Consider the following 20,655-nt stretch of genomic DNA (forward strand, 5'->3'; position numbering starts at 1 on the left):
GACAGAAGCCCGTCAATGGTCTAGCTGCCGCCTGGAAATCTGCCAGGTGGCTGTCTGCGCCCCTTCCACTTGCTGGCATGCGCTTCGCACAATGGGTGCAGAGCCGGAAGGCTCCCGGGGGGAGCGACGCAGGAAACGGGGCGTAGTTGCCAACAGGGGGGCGAGGCCGCGTGCAAACGAACGGGCCGTAGTCGCGAGCGATCAGCACGCCGAGACCGTGTGCAAGACGACCGGCATCCGGCTGCCACCAGATGCCGGTCTCTACGAACCTTCCACGACAGCCCGCCTCAGGAGCCGTTGGAGGCAAGAATGGAGCCTACTCGCCCCACCGTCCACCTGCCAGATGTGTCATTCGAGGTATCCGAAGCGGCCCGAGCGCGTCCTCCGGTCGATCTGTATCGGCAACCCGGCGTCCGGGTCACCAGTGAGGCGTTCATCGTCGCCGGTCGGCGCTTCACCATCGCCGAACTGACCCAGTTGAACACGGCTCGGGGGCCGCACGACCGGCTGACGCTGCGTGCGGTGGCGGTCACGGCGGCGGTGCTGATCGGCATCGGGATCGCCCTGGGCTACACCGGCGACCTCTACCGGCTGCCCGCTGCCACGTACGCGGGGCTCGGCCTCGCGGCGTTCGTGCCGGTGGGCCTCGCGGTGGTCGGGCACCGGTGGCGGCCCCCGGCGTACGAGCTGTGGGGGCGGTACAAGGGGTCCATGGTCCTGCTGTTCAGTTCCGACCACGAGCGGCAGTTCGGTCAGGTGACCCGTGCGTTGATCCGGGCCCGGGAGGCGGCCCGGCTGGGGGGACTGGCCTATCCGCCGGCCTCGGACACCCCGTACGAGCCGATGTCCTAGGCCGATCCGATCCGGTCCGGTGGCGGCGCTGTCGCTGCCGGACCGGCCGTCCCAGGCGGCGGTCGGGGCGATGGTCAGGCGAGGGAGGCGGCGATCTCCGAGATCCGCCGGAGCGACTCGGTCGGGGTCAACGCGGCCTCCCGCAGGCCGGTGAAGGTCCGCAGGTGGGCGGTCACCGCCTCCGAATCGTCGATGACGTCCTCCAGCCCGGTGCTCTCCAGGTAGACGACGTCGGCGTCCTCCCCCCGGGCGAAGCGCAGGATCACGAACTGCCCGAGCGGGGTGTAGACGGTGGAGGTGAACGGCAGCACCTGGACGGTGATCTGGCCCGAGTCGGCCAGGGCCACCAGGTGCAGAAGTTGCTCCCGGATGACCGCCGGACCACCGGTCTGCCGATGCAGCGCCGCCTCGTCGAGCACCACGACTATGCCCGGCGAATCAGCGCGGTTGAGCACTTCCCGTTGGCGCCGTAAACGAAGTGCGACCGAGGTCTGCACTTCGGCCGAATCCTCCAGCTTCGGAATGACCGCCCGCAGGACCGCCTGCGCGTACGCCTCCGTCTGGAATAGACCGGGCATGCCGACCGACTGGTAGAAGTACAGTTCCGACGCCTCCGCCTCCAGCCCGATGTACGAGTAGTAGGCGGGCCGAATCGTCTCCCGATATTTCGACCACCAGGTGCGCTGCCGGGACACCCGGGCAAGCTGTACGAGCTCCTCGATCCGTTTCGGATCGCTCACCTGATAATGATTGAGCAATGCCTTGACGTCGTTGGTGGAAATGGAGACGTATCCCGCCTCGATTCGAATCAACTTGGAGAGCGACCAGTCCATTGCGACGGCGACCTGCTCCTGGGTGAGCCCGGAAGCCTCACGGGCCTGCCGGATCGCCGAGCGGAGTTTGCGGCGGCCCACGGTGGGGCCGTACGCGCTGGTCATCCGGAACGCTCCCTTCAAACGGCGCCGCAGCGCCCGCGCGAGGGGTCAATTCGGCTGATTCTGATCCCGCCAACAAGCCACCTGGCTACCGGCCACCTGCCGGATTGCCAGAACTTCGTGCAGGCTACACGGACCGAGGATGATCCACCAGCGGCACCGCTTCCGGCGACGGCGTGATCACGGGATGTGTCCATTAACAACGGAACACCATAATTCCCGGTTTTTCGGGCTGTGCGGAATGTGGGTCGACGGGTAGCCTCTTGGCGTTGTCGCGGCACCTGCCGCAGAGAGAATAAGTGCCGAGGAGGGCGCATGTCGCAGACTGGTTCCGCCGAGCTCATCTGGCGGAAGAGCACTCGATGCGAATCGCAGCATTGTGTCGAGATGGCTCAGGTCCGAGCTGGCGTGGCCGTCCGTGACTCGGTCAACCCAGAACAGTTCGTGACCTTCAACGCCGCGGCCTGGCGGTCATTTGTCGACACGCTCCGCCCCCGCTGACAACCCGCCGCGACCTGCTGCAATTGGGGGACGTTCACCCGGTGAACGTCCCCTACCACGGTTCCGGGTCCGTGGCGAATCGCGGGAGATTTATCGGCCGTCCCGATCTCGGGCGTCGTACGGCCCGGAACTCGGGCGTCGTGCGCTCGGAACTCGGGGTCAGCCGGCTACCGGCTGGGGGTCCGGCTGCCGTACCTGGCGGGTGACCATCCGCTCGGCGTAGAACGAGACGAACGGGACCGTTCCGGCCAGCATGACCAGCACCATCCGACTCAGCGGCCAGTGTGCCCGGCGACCCAGGTCGAACGCGGTCAGCAGGAAGACCATGTAGAGGAAGCCGTGCGCCGGGCCGATCGTCTCGACGATGACCGGGTTGTGCCAGATGTACTTGAGCGGCATGCCCACCACGACGAGCACGATCAACACGGCACCGACGATGTTGGCGACCACACGGTATCGGGTCAGGGCTGCGCCCACGTTCAATCCTTCCTACTGCCGGCCGAGCCGGGATAGTCGGCGGGCCGAGCGCCCGGATTGGCGTTCAGCCACGCCAGGTAGTTGTTGTACTCGGTCAGTGCGGGGTCGTCCCCGGCCTGCGCCGCCGCCAGCCGTGGGCGGGCCGAGCGCACCGGTCGGCGTACCCCCGGGGTGGTCGGCCGGTCCGTCGACGGATCCGGCTCGGTGATCGGTGCCGGTCCACCGCGCAGCGTGTACCGGGCCTCGCGCACCCAGAGGAAAATGGTGAATCCGGCGAAGATCGGCCACTCGAAGGCGTACGCCCAGCTCAGTGCGTTGCCCGCGAGCGCCCGGCTGGTCTGCCACCAGCCGAGCGCGAGAAAGCCGGCGACGAGTACGACGGTGAGCACGTGACGCACGATCCACGTCGGTGTGCACAGCCGTTTCATGCCCACGAGCGTACCGTCAGCCCCCGGCGGATCTCCGACGCGGCGTCGTAGTGTCGCGCTCCCCGCCGGGGTTTGGCGGTACGGGGTTTGGGCAACCGTCTAGTCGTCAACCCAAACGAGATATCGGGGGCGACGATGAACGAATCAGTACGCCACGACGAGTTCTCCCCGGCCGGTGTCGGAGTGCCAATCGACGCCAGCCCCGAACAGCGGGTCGGACAGTGGGACGGTGATCCGGTCCGGCACGGCGGCACCGCGGCCGACTTCGCGGTCGCCGAGGACGAAGTCCTCGGGATCGATCCGGTCGAACTGAGCGACGAGGACCTGCTCCGGGAGATGCACAGCCTGCACCGGACCCGGCTGGACACGCTCCGGCACGCCGCCGACTCCGCACTCGGCAACCACCTGCGGCGCACCGCCGATCTTGAGACCGAGTACCTCACCCGGCACCCGGGCCGGGAGGTCGACCCGAGTCGGCTGCGGGACGGCGACTGGTGATGGCCCGGGCCGAGCGGGGCATCTCCGCCCCGCCGGAGGTGGTGTTCAACACCGCCACCGACCCGAACCGGGTCTCGGCCTGGCTACCGGCGCCACTGCACCGGAACGGTGGCCAGGGTGCGGAGCTGATCGCCGCCGAGTTGCGGGCCCGGTGGCGCACCGCCGGCAGCCCCAACTGGTCGGCCCGGTTGCAGGTGTCGGCGATCGACGCCGGCGGCGCCACCGTACGGCTGGAACTGGAGGCGGACCCGCCCGACCGGCGGCTGCCCGAGATCGCCGACGAGTCGTTGGCGAGCCTCGCCCGCGAGGTCGCGGACAACCTCAGCGCGAGCTGAGCCGGGTACGAGCAGGAGCGGCAAGAGCCGTCAGAGCGGCACGGACGGGAGGCGACGCCCGGCAGGCGGAAGCGGAACCCCGCGCATCGGCGGGGACGACGGAACGGGACCAGTGGACGGCGGCGGAGCGAGGCGGAATGAAGGTACGGGACAGGGTCGCGCGACTTCGACAGGCGTACGCGCCGGACGAGCATCGGCCGCTCGGTGGCTACCTGGCGGCGATGGGCACCTATGCGGGGGTGGCGACGGCCCTGGCGGTGGCGGCGAAGACGACCGGGCGCCGGGCACCGGACAAACCGTCCGCCTCCGACGTCGTGCTGCTGTCGATCGCCACCCACAAGCTCAGCCGGCTCCTCTCCAAGGACGCGGTGACCAGCCCGCTCCGGGCGCCGTTCACCCAGTACGACCGGCCGATCGGCAGCGGCGAGGTGATGGAACAGGTACGCGACCAGGGCAGTTCCACCCGACACGCCGTCGGTGAGCTGCTCAGTTGTCCGTTCTGTCTGGCTGTCTGGATCGCCACCGGGTTGACCGGCGGGCTCGTGCTGGCTCCCCGGCTGACCCGGTTGGTGGCGACCGCGTTCACCGCCGTGGCCGCGTCGGACTTCCTCCAGATGGGGTACGCCGTCGCGCAACGGGCCGCCGCCAAGCCGTAGTCGGCCGATGGTGTCCGGGCCGGTTACCGGGTTCAGCGCTGCATGCCGGACCAGCCCCGGGGGGACTCCGGCTCCCGGTCGGTGTCGGTACCCGTGATGATGTCCTCGGCCACCGCCGTCTTGTCGTGCTCGGCCGCGAAGTTCGGCTCGTCCTCCGGCTCGGTGTCCCCGGGTGCCTGGCCGAGGGGCGCCAGCCTGGGCCGGTCCCGTTCGTCGTCCTCGGTCATGGGTCCTCCCCACCGTCTCGCGGTCAACCGGCCGTGCCGCCGAGCAACTCGGCGACCTCGTCCACCGCGTACTCGCCCTGTGGCAGCGCGGTGATCCGGGTCAAGAGTTCGGCGGGCACCTCTGCGGCTACCGCCCGACGTTGGATCTCCGCCTGGGTGACCCGCTCCTGGCCGAAGTAGAGGTCGTCGAGCAGCGCGTCGAGTTCCGGGCTGGCCTGGTCGTCACGGGCATCGCTCACGGCGATCGGCTACCCGGTGCCGAATCGGCCAAACACGGCGTGCTCCGGCCTGCCGTCCGGTTCGACCTAGGGCGCCCGGTGTGCCGTGCGGTCCGGCGTCGCCATGTCCGGACCGGTGTCCGGTTCGACGTCACCGTTTCCGGACCGGCCGGGTGATGTGCGTCACGACGGCGGCCGGAACACCGGACCGGGGTCCGAGGTTGAAACGACTGTCGGTGTGTCCAGTGTCCCCGGGCCTCACCCAATTGCCTTCGCGGAATACCGTTCGGCTGGAGCCGCGTCGTGCCACTCGCCGAGAGGCGACCTGCACACCGACGCCCGCGCCGCCCATGGCTCAGCCATGGGCGGCGCACAACTTTCCGCGGCCGTTCTCCCGGCACCGGAGCGGACAGCGGCCCGCGCCGGACTCGTAGCGATCCGACGCGGGCCCGATCCGATCGTCAGCGACGTCTTCCCGACTGTCCCGAGGTGACGTCCCCGATCGACGGCGGTCCGTTGTTCGTGGTTCCGGTGGAGGACTGGCCGCTGCTGATCCGGAGCATCACCACACCGCCCACGACGGTCCTGCCATCCGGATCGGTCCGGGCGACCGTACCGGTCGGGCAGTTCGAGGCGACCCGGTTCGCGTCGACCTCGACCTTGAAGTCGGCGTTCCGGAGGATGGCGCTGGCGTCGTCGACGGACTTGCAGGTCACCGACGGGATCGACCGCTGCTGGCCGTACACCAGCGCCTCGCTCGGCTTCGGGAAGTCCTGCTTCGGCTTCGACTTCATCGCGTCCGCCAGGGTCTCGTAGACGGCGGGGTTGACGAGGTCGTGGTCCATGTTCGCGGTGGTCTCCGGCCAGTCGGGGTTGGCCATGATCCCGGCGACCGAGAGCGAGGTGGTGGTGACGGCCAGCGACGCCGTCCGGTCGCTGTCCGTCGTGCCGGTCTTGCCCGCCACCGGGTGGTCGATCACCCGGAACGCGTCCGACTCCGTGGCCCCACGGCACTTGCCGTACGCGGACTGGTCGCCGACCGGGCACCGCGCCGCGTCGATCGCCGCCCTGGCGACCTCGGGCTCCACCGCCCGGTCGCACTTCGGCTTGACCACGTCGTCGAGCACCTTGCCGTCGTGGTCGCGGACCTCCTGCACGGGGATCGGTTCGCAGTGCTTGCCGTCCGCCGCCAGCGTGGCGTACGCGTTGGCCAGGTCGAGCGGGGTCGTCGCCGAGACGCCGAGGGTGAACGAGCCCCATCGGTCGGCAGCCGCCGGGTTCTTAGCGGTGTTCGCGTCGTTCTCGGACCGGAACCGGATGCCGAGCCGCTCGGCGGCGTCGACGACCTTGGCCGCGCCGACCCGTTCCTCCAGCGGCACGAAGTAGGTGTTCACCGACCGGCCGAACCCGCTCCACATGTCGTGCAGGCCAGCCATCGAGGTGTTGTCGTTGCTCGGGCACCACTGTTCGGTGCCGGCGCAGGCCGACTCGGTACCGGCCTCCGCGGTGTACTTCGACTGGTACCGCTGCGGGGCGTTGATCGTGTAGCTGAGCGGGTAGCCCTGCTCCAGCGCGGCGACCATCGTGAACATCTTGAACGTGGAGCCGGCCTGGTAGCCGGTGATGTCGCCGCCACCGGTGAGCAGCGGGTTGGTGGTACGCGGATAGGTCGCCCGCATCCCGGCGTCCGCCTGCTTCGGGTTACTGGAGATCGGGTTCTTCGGATGGGCCGGATCGTCCAGCCCGAACGTCCGGTTCGCGGCCAGTGCGCGCACCCGTCCGGTTCCGGGCTCGACGGCGGCCACCATCAGGGCGTTCTTCTTCCCGGTCGGCAGGTACTGCTCCACGTTCTTGTGCGCCGCCTGCTGGACGCTCGGGGTGAGGGTGGTGACGATCCGGTAGCCGCCGCCCTTGAGTCGCCGCTCCCGGTCGTACGACGTGGCGCCGAACGCCGGCTGGTCCATCCACCAGCGGTAGAAGAAGTCGCAGAAGAAGCCCCAGTCGTTGTGCACCGCGCTGGTGCAGCCGTTGGTCGGCCGCTTGCCCACGACCTTGAGCGGTGTGGCCACCGCCGCTGCCTTCTCCTCGGCGGTGATCGCGCCGGTCTCCTGCATCTGCCCGATCACCCAGTTGCGGCGGTCCAACGTCAGGCCGAACCCCGGACCCTTGCTGTCCAGCGCGTCGTAGTAACTCGGCGACTTGACCAGACCGGCGATCATCGCGGCCTCCGGCACGGTCAGGTTCCGGGGGTCCTTGCCGAAGTAGAAGCGACTCGCCGCGGCCACCCCGTAGGTGCCGTGACCGAACGGCGCCATGTTCAGGTAGCGCTCCAGGATCTGGTCCTTGCTGAGCTTGTTCTCCAGCGACGCCGCGAGGCGCATCTCGCGCAGCTTCCGCCCGTTGGTGTCCTCGCTCGCCGCCACCACCTGGTTCGGATCCGTCGCCCCGTAGGTGATCGACATCCGGACCAGCTGCATGGTGAGGGTCGAGGCGCCCTGCCGGGAGTTGCCGGTGAAGTTGGAGACCAGCGCCCGCATGAAGCCCTTGAGATCCACCCCGTTGTGCCGGTAGAACGCGTGGTCCTCGGCCGCCACCATCGCCTTCCGCATCGCCGGCGAGATGTCCGCGAGCGGTACGTCCTGACGGTTCTCGTCGTAGAACGTCGCCATCAGCGTCTTGTTGTCGGCCGCGTACACCTGGCTCGCCTCCGGTACCTGCGGCACCGTGAGTTCGGTGGGCAGGTCCTGGAACGAATCTGCCCCCGCCTTGGCCGCCAGCCCGGACATGGCCACCGCCGGGAAGGCCGCCCCGGCGACCACCACTCCGGCGAGCAGGGCACAGGTGAGCAGCGTGGCGGCCTTGATCAGGCGAGCAGGACGGGACTTCGGCATGATCAGTTCTAACCTCAGGGTGGGGCGGACAGGTCGCGGCGGGCGGCGGGCGCGAGCACAACCGTACGCGCGTCTTTTACCCTATTGATCCAGACGCGGCGCACGACCGCCTGGTTGCGTCGCGGCCCGATATCCAGATGACTGTTACGTCACACTCGACGCCCGCCCACGAGCCCCACCAGCCCCGCCAGCTCACCGAGCCGGTCATCCGGACCGGCGGGCGGCGTCATCCGGAACCGGCGGGCGGGACGGCAGTCGATTACCGTCGCCCCGCCGCCTTCCGTCGCCAGCCGTTGCCGTGCCGCTCCCGTGCCGCTCCCGTGCCGCCCTGCCGGATGACGAAGTTCCTGCCGGATGACGAAGTTCCGCCCTGGACGAAAGGTCCGCCCTGCCGGATGAGGAGAGTGGCGCTCAGCCCAGTGCCGTACCGGCCGCCGTCGCCACCCGTCGGGCCTGGACCGCAGTGGCCAGGTCCGCCAGCACCTGCTCCGTCTCCGGCCAGCCGAGGCAGGCGTCGGTGACCGACTGCCCGTACACCAGGGGTCGGGTCGGGTCGAGGTCCTGCCGGCCGGGCACCAGGAACGACTCCAGCATCACCCCGACGATGCCCCGCTGGCCGTCCGCCAGTTGCCGGCCGACCTCGGTGGCGACCACCGGCTGGCGGCGGTGGTCCTTGCCGCTGTTGTCGTGGCTCGCGTCGATCACCAGCCGCTCGGGCAGCTTGGCCGCCCGGAGCAGGGCCAGCGACGCCGCCACCGAGTCGGCGTCGTAGTTGGGTTCGCCCCGGCCGCCGCGGAGCACCAGGTGGCAGTCCGCGTTGCCCCGGGTGTGCATGATGGCCGGCGCCCCGGAGAAGTCGATACCGGGGAACACGTGCGGCACCCCGGAGGCCCGGATCGCGTCGACCGCCGTGCCCACGCTGCCGTCCGGGCGGTTCTTCATCCCGATCGGCATGGAGAGGCCGGACGAGAGCTGGCGGTGCACCTGGCTCTCGACCGTACGGGCGCCGATGGCACCCCAGGCGACCGTGTCGGCGATGTACTGCGGGGTGATCGGGTCCAGGAACTCGCAGCCGACCGGCAGCCCGAGCCGCAGCACGTCCAGCAGCAGCGCGCGGGCGGCCCGCAGCCCGGCGTTCACGTCACCCGAACCGTCCAGCCCAGGGTCGTTGATCAGACCCTTCCAGCCGACGGTCGAGCGGGGCTTCTCGAAGTAGACCCGCATCACCACCAGCAGGTCCTTGGCGTGAGTGGCCGCCGCCACACGCAGCCGCTCGGCGTACTCGAGCGCCGCCGCCGGATCATGGACAGAGCAGGGGCCGACGACGACGAGGAGTCGGTCGTCCTCCCGGTCCAGTACCCGGGCGACCGATCGTCGGCCGTCGAGCACCGTCGTGGCCATCGGTTCGTTCAACGGCAGCTCGTGATGGAGCAGCGCCGGGGTGGTGAGTGGCACGACCCGGTCGATCCGCTGGTCGCTGACCCGGCCCATACCGGTGGTGGTCATTTCGACGCTCTTCCTGCCGGCCGCGACCCGGGGCCGGCGCCCGGGAGCCGAGCCGGCTGCTCAGATGGAAAAAGCAGGGACGATGTCCCTGCTCAGCCGGCTCTGCTGGATCTGGTGACCTCAGGTCATGGCTGAGTCACCGGCTCCGAGCCGGCTGACTAAACCATCGATACGAGCGCACCACGTCGAGAACGATACCCGATCGCGCCTCGGGCGGGGGGAGGGGTGTTAAGAAGGGCCCCTTCTTCTACAGAAAACGATAAGAAGGGGCCCTTCCTTACTTTTCAGAGGATGAGGATGGTGCCGGTGGTGAGGTTGAGTTCCTGGGTCTTCAGGCCCGTCCAGTCGGACGAGAAGAGGAGTCGATCATCCTGAGTGAGGGTGACTGCGAGGGTGTCCTTGGAGTTGAGTAGGCCGCCTCGGTCGGTGGCGGTGAGCCGGAGGGTGAGGTTGGTGGCCACGGTCACCGGGCGGCGGGGATCGGTGACGTCGTACAGACCGGCGCGGGTGCGAAGGTCCAGCTTGTCGGTGCCGCCGCTGGACCGTACGCCGAACGAGTCGAGGCCGACGCCGCGGATCTCGTACTTCCGGCCCTCGGACCTGAAGGACAGCGTCGTCGTCCCGGAGCCACCGATCCTGGTCTGCGCCAGCAGCAGCGTGAGGTCGACCCGGGACCTGGGGTCGGCCGGGTACGCCCCGGCGGACCGGGTCGGGGTCACCGAGCCGCCGCCGAGCACGACCCGGGTGTCCGGGCGGGCCACCTCGACCCGGGCCGAGGTGCTGCCCGCGTAGTTGCCGCCGAGGCTGACGGTGACGTCGTGGCCGCCGGTCGGCAGGGTCGCCGTACAGCTCGCCACGGCCGCGAAGTCGGGCGTGCCGAGCGGGGCCGGCACGTCCGTGCAGAGCGTGCGGCCACCGGCCGTGAAGGTCACCGTCGCGGTGCCGACGTCACCCGGCCACGGCTCCGCCCCGGTGTACGGCGAGATCTCCCGGAGGGTGGCCTGGAGCAGCACCGAGGTGCCGGCGGCAGCACGGCCGGAACCCAGGCTGTCTCCGGTGTACGTCACCTCGGCCTGCTCCGGAACGACCCGGACCAGGAACGAGACGGTTCCGGTCAGGCCGTCCGCGTCGGAGACCGTCACCGTGACCGGATAGTCGCCGGGGGTTGCCCGGTTGTTCCCGACGATGCTCCAGACGGCCGTGCCGGGGATCGTGTCCGGTTCGTCCGGGCTCTTGCCGCCGCGGAGCAGCAGGCCGGTGGGGAGTCCGGTGGCGGTGGCGCTGAGCCCCGCCGCAGTGCCGTCCGGGTCGGTCACCCGGACCCGGACCTCCGGCAGCACGGGGTCGCTGTACTGGACCGTCACGACCTGGGCCGGCGGGTCGAGGGTGACCTCCGGGGTGGCCCGGAGCGCGAAGTCGGCGTCGTTCAGGTCGAAGAAGACGTTGCCGACCGCCTCCACCTTGATCCGGGCCGCCTTCGCGCCGACGTTCGGCAGGGTCAGCGTCTCGGTGCCGTCGTTGGCGGTCCGCTCCGCCAGGACGTGCGGGAAGGTTTTCCCGCCGTCGACGGAGAGCGAGATCTTCACCTCGGTGACGCCGATCGGTGCGGCGTCGGTGCCGGCCACGTCCCAGCTCACCGGCAGCGCGGTGCCGCCGGTGACGGTCTCGCCGGAACTCTGCGAGGTGACCAGGAACGGGCCTGCGGTCGGGGCGAGAGTGAGCGCCGTGTCGGCGCTGCCGACGCCGCCACCACCCGGGCGCGCGTCCCGGGCGGTGAGCCGGAAGTGCAGGGTCCGGTCACCGGCGAGGCCGACCCAGTCGGCGGTGGGCAGGAACTCCGAGTAGCAGTCGACGGTCTCCGGCGGCACGTTGCTGGCTCCGCCGGTGGGCGGGACCGGCGGCGCGGCCGGGCAGGTGCCGGTCTTGGCGTTGGTGTTGTTCACCGCGATCTGCGCCAGGTCCGGGAAGACCCGGGTCGGGTTGGTGGTCACCGCGTTCAGCCCGGGGGAGTGGTACTCCAGAGTGTCGGTCGGGCTGACGATCGCCGCCGTACCGAACTGGCGGAACAGCGGTCCGTTGGGCTTGGTGTTGCTGACCAGCGCGGTCCCGGCGGCGGCACCCCGGTCGTTCTGCTCCCACAGGTACGTCACCGTGTCGCCGTCGGCGTCGGTGGCGCTGCCGGTCAGCGCGAACGGCGTACGGACCGGGATGGTGTACGCGGCCGGAACGGTGACCACCGGGGCGTGGTTGGCGGTCTCCTCGACCTTCCAGCCACCGTTGTCCACCGCGCCGCCCTTGGCCGTCTCGCCGACGAAGCCGGACGCGCCCGTGGCTCCGGTGACGGCGAGCGACGCGACGTTGGTGGCCGCGACCGGTCCGCCTGCGAAGGTGACCTGGAAACCGGTGTCGTCCAGCGCCGCGCCACCGAATCCGGTTACCCCGACCGTCGCGCCGGCCGGCCAGCCCGGGATCGCCTCGATGGCGGCCCTGATCCCGGCCGTGCTGTAGTTGGCGCCCCGGACGATCGGCGCGGACTCGCCGCCCGCGTAGCTGATCGTGAACGAGTCGCCGTTGGTGTCGAAGTCGCGCAGCGAGACGTTCTGCACCTCGTTGATCGCGGGACGGCTCGACGTGATGTAGCTGGTGATCTCGGTGTAGCTGCGCTGCGACCAGTACGGGTCGCTGTGCGGTTGCAGGTTGTCCTGCTGGCAGATCCCGGCGTACGCCATGATCGACGAACCACTGCCCGGCTCGTACGAGTTGGCGGCGCTGCGGTTGCCACCGGAGCAGTTCCACTGGGTGCCGTTGAAGGTGTGGTTGCCGGCGAACTGGTGCCCGATCTCGTGCGACACGTAGTCGACGGCGAAGAAGTCACCGACCGGAGTCGGCAGGCCGGTGCAGCCGCGCGCCTTGTTGGCCCCGCCGACGACGCCCAGGCCGGCGATCCCGCCGCCGTTGACGCCGAGGCCGATGTGCCCGACGTCGTAGTTGCCGGCACCGACGAGCTGGCCCAGCACGATCTGGTTCCGGCTCAGCGTGCCGCTGCCGCAGGTGGCGATCTGCGCCGCCGTGAAGCAGGGGGCGGCACCGCAGGGTCCGTTCGCCCCGATGGCCTCGGCCGAGGTGTTGAGGTTGGTCTTCTCGGTCTGGTCGACCAGGACCAGCCGGATCGCCGTCTCGTCCTCGTAGATCTGCGTGACCCGGTTCACCAGCGTCACCTTGGCCGCGGTGACGAACTCCTGCCCGAAGTAGGTGGCGTAGGACGGGTCGGTCACCAGGGCGAGCCGGTACGTCCGCAGCTGGACGTCCCCGCCGGCCGTGGTGGACGGGGCGGAGCCGACATCGTCGGCGAGTTCTTCGGCGGCGCCGGCGACGTCCTCCCGCTCGGCGAACGCGGGATCCGGGTTGACCGTGTCCTTGACGTAGTAGCTGGCGTACCGGCTCTGGTCCTGCCGGCTGTACGGGTCGACGTACCAGTTGCCGTGTTCGGAGCGGACCGAGGCGTGGAAGCCGAGCGGGGTGAGGTCGGCCCGGACCGTCGCGGTCGGATCGTCCAGTCCCTTACCGGCGTACGTCTGGATCTCCGGGTGCCGGGCGGCGAGGCCGGGTGCCATCACCGGCGAGTCCACCAGCTCGAAGCGCTGGAATTCGCCGTCCGGAGTGGGCAGCGACACGACGAGCGCGCCGGTGGTGGCCGCCGCGCTCCGTTCCTGCGGTGCCCGGTCCAGCGCCGAGGCCAGGCCGGACCGGTCGAGGGTGTAACCGGTGTACCGGCTGGCCTGGATGTCGGTGGGACCGCCGGCCCTGGCCGCGGCCGGGCCCTCGCCGAGCTTCTCCCAGTAGTTGCCGGGTTGCGGCGCGGCGGCGACGGGTGTGGGGGTGGTCAGCACCGGCAGTACGCCGGCCGCCAGCGCGGCGACCGCGAGGGCGGCCAGGCGGCGGCGCGGCGCCACCCGGCCGCCACCGGCGGCGGGTAACGAGGAAATGGTCAACTCTGTCTCCTTGGGACTGCTCGTGCGCGCCCGCCGATCGCGCGGGCGCGTGTCTGTCACCCAGGCAAACCATTGATCAATTGCGGGGGTCTGGCGAACGATATGCGCCCGGGTGGGGGTGTGGATAGCCTCTGTGGCGTCGTGATCGCGGATCTGACACCGGCCACTGTGTCGAATCCCCCGAACACCGGCCGATCTGGACGCGGGCCACCGGCCGATCCGGACGACGGTCGACCTGCCGATCCGGACGACGGTCGATGTGATCGGCACACCTGGGGCGACAACTGGCGCCACGACCGGCGGGGTTGCCCCCGGCGAGGACGGTCGATCGGATAGCGTCGTGGCCATGCCCGAGACCGGTTATCCCTGGCCGATCGAGACCACCCGGCTGGACAACGGCCTGCGCGTGGTGGTCAGCGAGGACCGCAGTGCCCCTGTCGTCGCGGTCAACCTGTGGTACGACGTCGGCTCGCGGCACGAACCCGACGGCCAGACGGGGTTCGCCCACCTGTTCGAGCACCTGATGTTCGAGGGCTCGGTCAACGTGGCGAAGACCGAGCACATGCAGTTGGTCCAGGGATCCGGCGGTTCGCTGAACGCCTCCACCAACCCGGACCGGACCAACTACTTCGAGACGCTGCCGTCCGAGCACCTGGCCCTCGCCATGTGGCTGGAGGCGGACCGGATGGGCGGCCTGGTGCCGGCGCTGACCCAGGAGACGCTGGACAACCAGCGCGAGGTGGTGAAGAACGAGCGGCGCCAGCGGTACGAGAACGTCCCGTACGGCGACGCCTGGCTCCGACTGCTACCGCTGCTCTATCCACCGGGGCATCCGTACCACCACTCGACCATCGGTTCGATGGCCGATCTGAACGCCGCCGACCTGGCCACCTTCCGGGCGTTCCACACCACCTACTACGCGCCGAACAACGCGGTGCTCACGGTGGTCGGGGACGCCTCGCCCGGCGAGGTCTTCGCGCTGGCCGAACGGTACTTCGGCGGTATGGCGCCCCGGCCGGACATTCCGGCGGCACCCGACGGACTGGTGGTGCCGGCGACCGGCGTACCGGCCCGGGAGACGGTGACCGCCGACGTACCGGCGCCGAGGGTCTACCTGGCCCACCGGACCCATCCGTTCGGCGGCTCCGGCTTCGACACGGTGACCGTACTCGCCACGATGCTGGGCAGCGGGCGGGGAAGCCGGCTCTACCAACGGCTCGCCGACGGCGCGCGGCTCGCCCAGCCGGACAGCGTCAGCGCGTTCGGGGTCGACCTGGCGTACGGGCCCGCCCCGCTGATCATCACCGCCACCGCCCGGGACGGCGTCACCGCCGAGCAGTTGGAGGCGGGACTGGCCGAGGTGCTGGACGAGGTGGCCGACGGAGTGACCGACGCCGAGCTGGACCGGGCCCGGGCCCTGCTCACCACCGGCTGGTGGCGGCAGCTCGCCGCGGTGGACAACCGGGCCGACATACTCGGCCGGCACGCCACCCAGCTCGGCGATCCGGGCCGGGCCGGAGAGCGGCTGCCGGGCTGGCTCGCGGTCACCGCCGACCAGGTGACCCAGTTGGCCGCCGACCTGCTCCGCCCCGAGGACCGGGTGACCCTGACCTACCTGCCGGAGAAAGAGGTGACGGCGTGAGCGAGCAGCGCGACGGAAGTCCGGTCCTGGTCACGGAGCGGCCGACGACCGGGATCGCCCGGCCGTACGCCTTCCCACCGGTCGTCCGGCGGGCCGTTGCCGGCGGGAACGTGGTCGCCGCCCACCTGCCCGGGCAGAACCTCGCCGTCGCGGTGCTGCTGCTCGAAGCGGGCGCCGGCCGGGAGCCGGTCGGCCGGGAGGGGCTGTCCGGTGTGGTGGCGAAGGCGCTGGAGGAGGGGACGACCCGACGCGACTCCACGGCCTACGCGCTGGCGCTGGAAGGGCTGGGTACCGAACTCAGCATCTCCACCGACTGGGACGTGTTCCAGGTCAGCGTGCAGGTCACCGTCGACCGGCTGCCGGCCGCGGTGGAGTTGCTGGCGGAGGCCGTCCGGACCCCACGGCTCGACCCGGCCGACGTCACCCGGGTACGCGACGACGAGGTCACCGCGCTGCGGATGTACTGGGCCAACCCGGGACCACGAGCCGACGCGGCGCTCCGCGCCGACCTGTTCGGGGCCGATCAGCGGGTCGGTCGGCCGATGGACGGCGATCCCGAGTCGGTCGCCGCGGTCACCGTGGACGACGTGACCGGGTTCCAGGCCGACTGGCTGACCCGACCGGGCACCCTGCTCGTCGTCGGTGACCTCGACCGGATCGACCTCGACGTGCTCGGTACGACGGCGTTTGCCGGCACCTCCGGGGTGGTCGAGCCGGCGGGCGGCGTCCTCGCCGTGGAGGCACCCGGCGAGCGGCGGATCATCCTGGTCGACCGGCCCGGCTCGGTGCAGTCCACCCTGCGGCTCGGGCACGTAGCGCCGCACCGGGCGCATCCCGACTACGTACCGATGACGCTCGCCGCCACGGTTCTGGGCGGCGCGTTCACGTCGCGGCTGAACCACCTGATCCGGGAGGTACGCGGCTACACGTACGGGATCAGGTCGGAGTTCGGTCACTCCCGGCGGTTCGGGCGGTTCGTGGTCAGCTCCGGGGTGCAGACCGCGGTGACCGCGCCGGCCCTGGTGGACGCGGTCGGCGAGATCACCCGTACCCGGGACGGCGGGGTGACCGAGGCGGAGCTGGCGGTCGCCCGTGCCTGGCGGGCCGGCCAGCTCTCGGTGGAGTTGCAGACTCCCCGGGCCATCGCCACCGCCCTGACCACGCTGGTGGTGCACGACCTGCCGGACGACTACCACGCCACGTTGCGGGAGCAGTTGTTGTCCGCCGCCGAGCCGGAGGTGTCGGCGGCGGCCGCCGCGCATCTGCATCCGCAGGGCCTGACCCTGGTGGTCGAGGGCGACGCGGCGGTGATCCGGGACGAGTTGACCGCCAGCGGCCTCGGCCAGGTCGTCGACGCGGTCGGCGTCGCGACCGGCTCGGCCTGACCGCTGCCTGGGAATCTCGTTGCCGGACCGACCGGCGGGCTGGGTAGCCTCGCGGGTATGAGGATCGGCATTGTGGGGGCCACCGGCCAGGTCGGTGGCGTGATGCGGCAGATACTTGCCGAACGCCAGTTTCCGGTCGAGCGGCTCCGGCTGTTCGCCTCGGCACGCTCGGCGGGTCGGACGCTGCCGTGGCGGAACGGCGAGATCGTGGTGGAGGACGCCGAGACCGCCGACTACGGCGACCTGGACATCGCGCTCTTCTCGGCCGGAAAGGGCACGAGTAAGGAACTCGCCCCCCGGGTCGCCGAGGCCGGCGCCGTGGTGATCGACAACTCGTCGGCCTGGCGGATGGATCCCGAGGTGCCGCTGGTCGTCGCCGAGGTCAACCCGCACGCCGCGGCCGCGCGACCCCGGGGCATCATCGCCAACCCCAACTGCACCACGATGGCCGCGATGCCGGTGCTGCGACCGCTGCACGCCGAGGCCGGGCTGGTCGGCATGGTGGTGACGACCTATCAGGCGGTGTCCGGATCCGGCCTGGCCGGGGTGGCCGAGCTGGACGAGCAGGTCCGCAAGGTGGCCGACGGTGCCAGCGCGCTGGCCTTCGACGGCCGGGCGGTGGAGTTCCCCGCCCCCCGGGTGTACGCCGAACCGATCGCCTTCAACGTGCTTCCGCTGGCCGGGTCGATCGTCGACGACGGCTCGGGAGAGACCGACGAGGAGCAGAAGCTCCGCAACGAGAGCCGGAAGATCCTGGAGATCCCCGACCTGCGGGTGTCCGGGACCTGTGTCCGGGTGCCGGTGTTCACCGGCCACTCGTTGCAGGTCAACGCCAGGTTCGCCCGGCCGGTCAGCCCGGAACGGGCCCGTGAGCTGTTGGCCGGGGCGCCGGGGGTGGCGCTGGCGGACGTACCGACCCCGCTGCTGGCGGCCGGCCAGGACCCGACGTACGTCGGCCGGATCCGCACCGACGAGACGGTGGAACGCGGGCTGGCGTTCTTCTGCTCCAACGACAATCTCCGCAAGGGGGCGGCGCTGAACGCCGTACAGATCGCCGAACTGGTCGCTGGCGAGCTTCGGCGCTAGTCGGGTTCGCCGTCCGGTGGTGCCGCCGGGTTCATCGGGGGACGCGGTTCGGGGGACTCAGCGCTGTTCGGGGACTCAGCGTTGTTCGAAGGACTCAGCGCTGTTCGGCGTACTCAGCGCTGTTCGGCGTACTCGACGATGGCCTCGGCGGCGTTGGCCGGGCCGTCGATGCCGGCGTAGCGGTCCCGGATCCGTTCCGCGGCCCGGCGGTACCGCTGGTCGGCCAGCATCGCGCGGGCGGTGTCGGCGAGTTCGGCGGTTCCGGCGTGCCGGAGGGCGACTCGGCGTGCCGCGCCGAGTCGCTCGACCAGGGAGATGTTGAGTTCCTGTTCGAGTTGGAGCGGCAGGCCGAGCAGCGGGGTGCCACCGGCCATCGCGGTCTGCACGCTGCCCTGCCCACCCGCGGTGATCGCGAGATCGACCCGGGGCATGATCAGGTGGCTGGGCAGTACACCGCCGACCATGACCCGGGGGCCCTCGAGGTCGCCGAGGTCGTGCACGGTCGCGGCGACCAGCACCCGGGCGTCCAGTGCGACGAGGGCGCGGACCACCGCGCGGACCAGGTCGGCCGGGCTGGAGGTGATGGCCAGGTAGACCACCGGCCCGGGTCGGTTCAGGAACTGGTCCACCCGGGGCGGCACCGGGATGTCGAGGTGGGCGAAGAGGGGGCCGGTGCAGCGCAGCCGGGTCTCCGGCCGGTAGCCCCGGCGGCCCGCCGGCGACCAGTCGGCGATCTCCGCCGCCGGCACGCCGAGTACCTCGGGCGCCTCGGTGACCAGGGTGAGGTCGCCGAGTAGCAGCGCGGCGAGGCTCGGCACCGGCGGTAGGCCCCGTTCGGCGGCGATCCGGTTGAATCCGGAGCAGTAGAAGTTGACCCGGGGCGGGGCGGCGTTCAGCAGCCGCCGGACGATCGGGCCGGGCAGGAACCGGAGGGCCGGCACGACCGGCCGGGTCGGGACCGGGAGCAGGCCGCGTTCGAAGACCGGCGGTACCCAGCTGGCGGAGTGCTCGGTGACCAGCCGGATCCCGGCCGCCCGGGTGGAGAGCACGGTGCTGAGGGTGAAGCCGGTGACCGCGACCGAGATCCGGTGTTTCCGGAAGTAGTCGACCTCGGCCCGGACGTAGGCCCGGAGTTCCCCGTCGCTGTACGCGCTCTGCCACACCGGTCCGGAGCTGGGCTGTTCGCGTACGAAGCGGGCACAGCGTTCGGCTGTCATCGGTGGACCGATCACGTCGTACGCCACTCCGGCCTGGGCGAGCACGCGTTCGTGCGTACCGCCGTGGGTGGCCACCCGGACCGGTACGCCCCGGGCGGTGAGCGCCCGGTGGATCTCCACCATCCGGGAGGTCTGGGACAGGTAGGCACAGTGCGGAAGCAGGCAGATCATCCTGGCGTCCCCCGATTCTGCAATATATTGGGCTTCTCTGCCTGAGTAATATATTGCCCATGTCACCGTCGGGGAAGCCCCTGTTCGACGTCGGAGCCGACAGCGCGGATCTGGAGCCGCAGGTCCGGGCGTTCCGGCTCGTGCTGCTGCTCGGCCAGCGGTTGCGCTACCTGATGGACGAGCGGCTCCGCCCCGACGGGCTCACCACCCAACAGGCCGCGCTGCTCACCGCCGTCCTCGCGCTCGGCCGACCGAGCCTGACCGAGGCCGCCGCCGTACTGGGCAGCACCCACCAGAACGTCGCCCAACTCGTCGCCGCGCTCACCCGCAAGGGCCTGCTCCAAGTGGAGGCCGATCCGGCCGACCGGCGCCGCCGTCGACTCGTCGCCACCGAGGCGAACGGGGAGTACTGGCGGAACCGGAACGACGGCGATCACGCGGCGGTCGCGGACTGGTTCAGCGCACTGCGCCCCGCCGAGATCGTCACCCTCTGCGAACTGGCCGAACGGGTACTCGCCGATCTTGCCGACCGGAGGCCGGCATCCCCTGCTGCCGATCAGGAACAGGCACCCCCTACGACCGATCAGGAGTAGGTTGGGGCGACCGCGCACAGGAGGGTGGAGATGGTGGACGACCGGACGGAACAGGCGCTGCTCGGCATCATCCGCGACGGATCGCTCGGCGTCCTGGCGACGATCAAGCGGGACGGACGGCCGCAACTGTCCAACGTCAACTACACCTTCGATCCGGACCGCCAGCTGATCCGGGTATCCATCACCGACGGTCGGGCGAAGACCGCCAACCTGCGCCGCGACCCACGGGCCAGCTTCCAGGTCAGCACCGCCGACGGCTGGGCGTACGCGGTCGCGGAGGGCACCGCCGACCTCGGTCCCACCGCCGAGGATCTCCAGGATGCGGCGGTGGAGGAACTCATCGAGGTCTACCGGGCGGTCCAGGGCGAGCACCCGGACTGGGACGACTACCGCCGGGCGATGGTCGCCGACCGCCGGCTGGTGCTGCGGCTCCCGGTCGACCGGCTGTACGGGGCACCACCCCGACACTGAGTCCGCGCGCCCCACGGACGGTCACCACCTCTCGTTCGGGTTATCCCGAGGTCAGCCGGGTAGACGGCGGCGGCCGACAGGAGAGGGGAGCAGGATGACGACCGTCGGAGAGTTCATGACGACCCGTCTGGTGACCATGGACGGCGGCGATACGCTCACCGCCGCCGCTCGGGTGATGCGGGACAGCGCCATCGGCGACGTGATCGTCACCAATGGGGACAGCGTGATCGGAATCGTCACAGACCGCGACATCACCGTCCGTGGGGTGGCCGAGGAGATGGACGGGTCCACCGCCACCCTCAACCAGATCCTCACTCAGGACGTGGTCACCGTGACGCAGTACGACGACGCGGTGGCGGCGGCCGACCTGATGCGGACGTACGGCGTACGGCGATTGCCGGTGGTCGAAGACGGCAGGTTGATCGGTTTGGTGTCGTTGGGTGACCTCGCGGTGGAGCGGGAGCCGCAGTCCGTACTCGCCGACATCAGCGCCGACGAACCCAACAACTGACTCGGTCCCGGGCCCGGGCGACGCCGTCGGCGTTCCCGGGCCTGTCGCGTCACTCGCCCCACC

At 70.6% G+C, this 20,655-nt stretch carries 20 protein-coding genes; 11 read left to right on the forward strand and 9 right to left on the reverse strand.

Going from position 1 to position 20,655, the window contains the following annotated elements; translation table 11 throughout:
* Window positions 1–345 precede the first annotated feature (345 nt).
* A complete protein-coding gene (locus ACFP2T_RS40510) occupies window positions 346–852 on the forward strand; it encodes a DUF6232 family protein (RefSeq protein ID WP_377432003.1) in 507 nt (168 codons plus the stop codon).
* 74 nt (window positions 853–926) lie between these two features.
* On the opposite strand, the gene ACFP2T_RS40515 is transcribed toward ACFP2T_RS40510, so the two are convergent.
* Complete coding sequence (locus tag ACFP2T_RS40515; protein ID WP_377432004.1) at window positions 927–1,790, reverse strand: helix-turn-helix domain-containing protein; 864 nt, start codon at window positions 1,788–1,790, stop codon at window positions 927–929.
* 312 nt (window positions 1,791–2,102) lie between these two features.
* On the opposite strand from ACFP2T_RS40515, the gene ACFP2T_RS40520 reads away from it, so the two are divergent.
* Entirely contained in the window at window positions 2,103–2,288 is a 186-nt protein-coding gene (locus ACFP2T_RS40520; RefSeq protein ID WP_377432006.1) for a DUF397 domain-containing protein, read from the forward strand.
* 159 nt (window positions 2,289–2,447) lie between these two features.
* On the opposite strand, the gene ACFP2T_RS40525 is transcribed toward ACFP2T_RS40520, so the two are convergent.
* Together ACFP2T_RS40525 and ACFP2T_RS40530 are read right to left on the reverse strand one after the other, a co-directional pair.
* Complete coding sequence (locus ACFP2T_RS40525; protein WP_377432007.1) at window positions 2,448–2,765, reverse strand: DUF3817 domain-containing protein; 318 nt, start codon at window positions 2,763–2,765, stop codon at window positions 2,448–2,450.
* A 2-nt stretch (window positions 2,766–2,767) separates the two neighbouring features.
* Window positions 2,768–3,193 (reverse strand): hypothetical protein, encoded by a 426-nt coding sequence (locus ACFP2T_RS40530; protein ID WP_377432008.1) that lies wholly within the window; start codon window positions 3,191–3,193, stop codon window positions 2,768–2,770.
* Window positions 3,194–3,328: 135 nt separating this feature from the next.
* Here ACFP2T_RS40530 and ACFP2T_RS40535 point away from each other — a divergent pair, with 135 nt between their 5' ends.
* The 3 genes from ACFP2T_RS40535 (at window position 3,329) to ACFP2T_RS40545 (ending at window position 4,682) form a co-directional block, all read left to right on the forward strand.
* Window positions 3,329–3,691: a DUF6158 family protein gene (locus ACFP2T_RS40535; protein WP_377432010.1), complete on the forward strand. Its 363-nt coding sequence runs from the start codon at window positions 3,329–3,331 to the stop codon at window positions 3,689–3,691.
* Window positions 3,691–4,026, forward strand: coding sequence for an SRPBCC family protein (locus ACFP2T_RS40540; RefSeq protein ID WP_377432012.1), 336 nt, complete (start codon window positions 3,691–3,693; stop codon window positions 4,024–4,026). The genes ACFP2T_RS40535 and ACFP2T_RS40540 overlap by 1 nt, the downstream gene beginning before the upstream one ends.
* Before the next feature lie 137 nt (window positions 4,027–4,163).
* Window positions 4,164–4,682 carry a DUF1360 domain-containing protein gene (locus ACFP2T_RS40545; RefSeq protein WP_377432014.1) on the forward strand — a complete coding sequence of 173 codons (519 nt, stop codon included), beginning with the start codon at window positions 4,164–4,166 and terminating at the stop codon, window positions 4,680–4,682.
* Window positions 4,683–4,714: 32 nt separating this feature from the next.
* Here the strand turns inward: ACFP2T_RS40545 and ACFP2T_RS40550 are convergent, their stop codons facing one another.
* The 5 genes from ACFP2T_RS40550 to ACFP2T_RS40570 all read right to left on the reverse strand — a co-directional run bounded on the left by ACFP2T_RS40550 (window position 4,715) and on the right by ACFP2T_RS40570 (window position 13,516).
* Window positions 4,715–4,909: a hypothetical protein gene (locus tag ACFP2T_RS40550; RefSeq protein WP_377432015.1), complete on the reverse strand. Its 195-nt coding sequence runs from the start codon at window positions 4,907–4,909 to the stop codon at window positions 4,715–4,717.
* A 23-nt stretch (window positions 4,910–4,932) separates the two neighbouring features.
* Complete coding sequence (locus ACFP2T_RS40555) at window positions 4,933–5,154, reverse strand: hypothetical protein (protein ID WP_377432389.1); 222 nt, start codon at window positions 5,152–5,154, stop codon at window positions 4,933–4,935.
* Window positions 5,155–5,588: 434 nt separating this feature from the next.
* Window positions 5,589–8,018: a penicillin-binding protein gene (locus tag ACFP2T_RS40560; protein WP_377432017.1), complete on the reverse strand. Its 2,430-nt coding sequence runs from the start codon at window positions 8,016–8,018 to the stop codon at window positions 5,589–5,591.
* 411 nt (window positions 8,019–8,429) lie between these two features.
* Window positions 8,430–9,524 carry a 3-deoxy-7-phosphoheptulonate synthase gene (locus ACFP2T_RS40565; protein ID WP_377432018.1) on the reverse strand — a complete coding sequence of 365 codons (1,095 nt, stop codon included), beginning with the start codon at window positions 9,522–9,524 and terminating at the stop codon, window positions 8,430–8,432.
* A 284-nt stretch (window positions 9,525–9,808) separates the two neighbouring features.
* Window positions 9,809–13,516, reverse strand: a complete 3,708-nt coding sequence (locus tag ACFP2T_RS40570) for a reprolysin-like metallopeptidase (RefSeq protein ID WP_377432020.1) — start codon at window positions 13,514–13,516, stop codon at window positions 9,809–9,811.
* Between the two features lie 346 nt (window positions 13,517–13,862).
* Between ACFP2T_RS40570 and ACFP2T_RS40575 the strand changes: the two genes are divergently transcribed.
* From ACFP2T_RS40575 to ACFP2T_RS40585, 3 genes are read left to right on the forward strand one after another with little or no spacing between them, the layout of a single operon-like run.
* Window positions 13,863–15,158, forward strand: a complete 1,296-nt coding sequence (locus ACFP2T_RS40575; RefSeq protein WP_377432021.1) for a M16 family metallopeptidase — start codon at window positions 13,863–13,865, stop codon at window positions 15,156–15,158.
* Between the two features lie 26 nt (window positions 15,159–15,184).
* Window positions 15,185–16,543, forward strand: a complete 1,359-nt coding sequence (locus ACFP2T_RS40580) for a M16 family metallopeptidase (RefSeq protein WP_377432390.1) — start codon at window positions 15,185–15,187, stop codon at window positions 16,541–16,543.
* 57 nt (window positions 16,544–16,600) lie between these two features.
* A complete protein-coding gene (locus ACFP2T_RS40585; RefSeq protein WP_377432023.1) occupies window positions 16,601–17,629 on the forward strand; it encodes an aspartate-semialdehyde dehydrogenase in 1,029 nt (342 codons plus the stop codon).
* A gap of 113 nt (window positions 17,630–17,742) precedes the next feature.
* Here the strand turns inward: ACFP2T_RS40585 and ACFP2T_RS40590 are convergent, their stop codons facing one another.
* Complete coding sequence (locus ACFP2T_RS40590; RefSeq protein WP_377432025.1) at window positions 17,743–19,017, reverse strand: glycosyltransferase; 1,275 nt, start codon at window positions 19,015–19,017, stop codon at window positions 17,743–17,745.
* A 59-nt stretch (window positions 19,018–19,076) separates the two neighbouring features.
* Between ACFP2T_RS40590 and ACFP2T_RS40595 the strand changes: the two genes are divergently transcribed.
* The 3 genes from ACFP2T_RS40595 to ACFP2T_RS40605 all read left to right on the forward strand — a co-directional run bounded on the left by ACFP2T_RS40595 (window position 19,077) and on the right by ACFP2T_RS40605 (window position 20,592).
* The gene (locus tag ACFP2T_RS40595; RefSeq protein ID WP_377432026.1) at window positions 19,077–19,610 is read left to right on the forward strand and encodes a MarR family winged helix-turn-helix transcriptional regulator; all 534 of its coding nucleotides are present in this window, start codon (window positions 19,077–19,079) and stop codon (window positions 19,608–19,610) included.
* A gap of 30 nt (window positions 19,611–19,640) precedes the next feature.
* Window positions 19,641–20,081, forward strand: a complete 441-nt coding sequence (locus ACFP2T_RS40600) for a PPOX class F420-dependent oxidoreductase (RefSeq protein WP_377432027.1) — start codon at window positions 19,641–19,643, stop codon at window positions 20,079–20,081.
* Window positions 20,082–20,175: 94 nt separating this feature from the next.
* Window positions 20,176–20,592 carry a CBS domain-containing protein gene (locus ACFP2T_RS40605; RefSeq protein WP_377432029.1) on the forward strand — a complete coding sequence of 139 codons (417 nt, stop codon included), beginning with the start codon at window positions 20,176–20,178 and terminating at the stop codon, window positions 20,590–20,592.
* Window positions 20,593–20,655: the final 63 nt, after the last annotated feature.

The sequence above is a fragment of the Plantactinospora solaniradicis genome (assembly GCF_042658085.1).
Taxonomy (GTDB): domain Bacteria; phylum Actinomycetota; class Actinomycetes; order Mycobacteriales; family Micromonosporaceae; genus Plantactinospora; species Plantactinospora solaniradicis.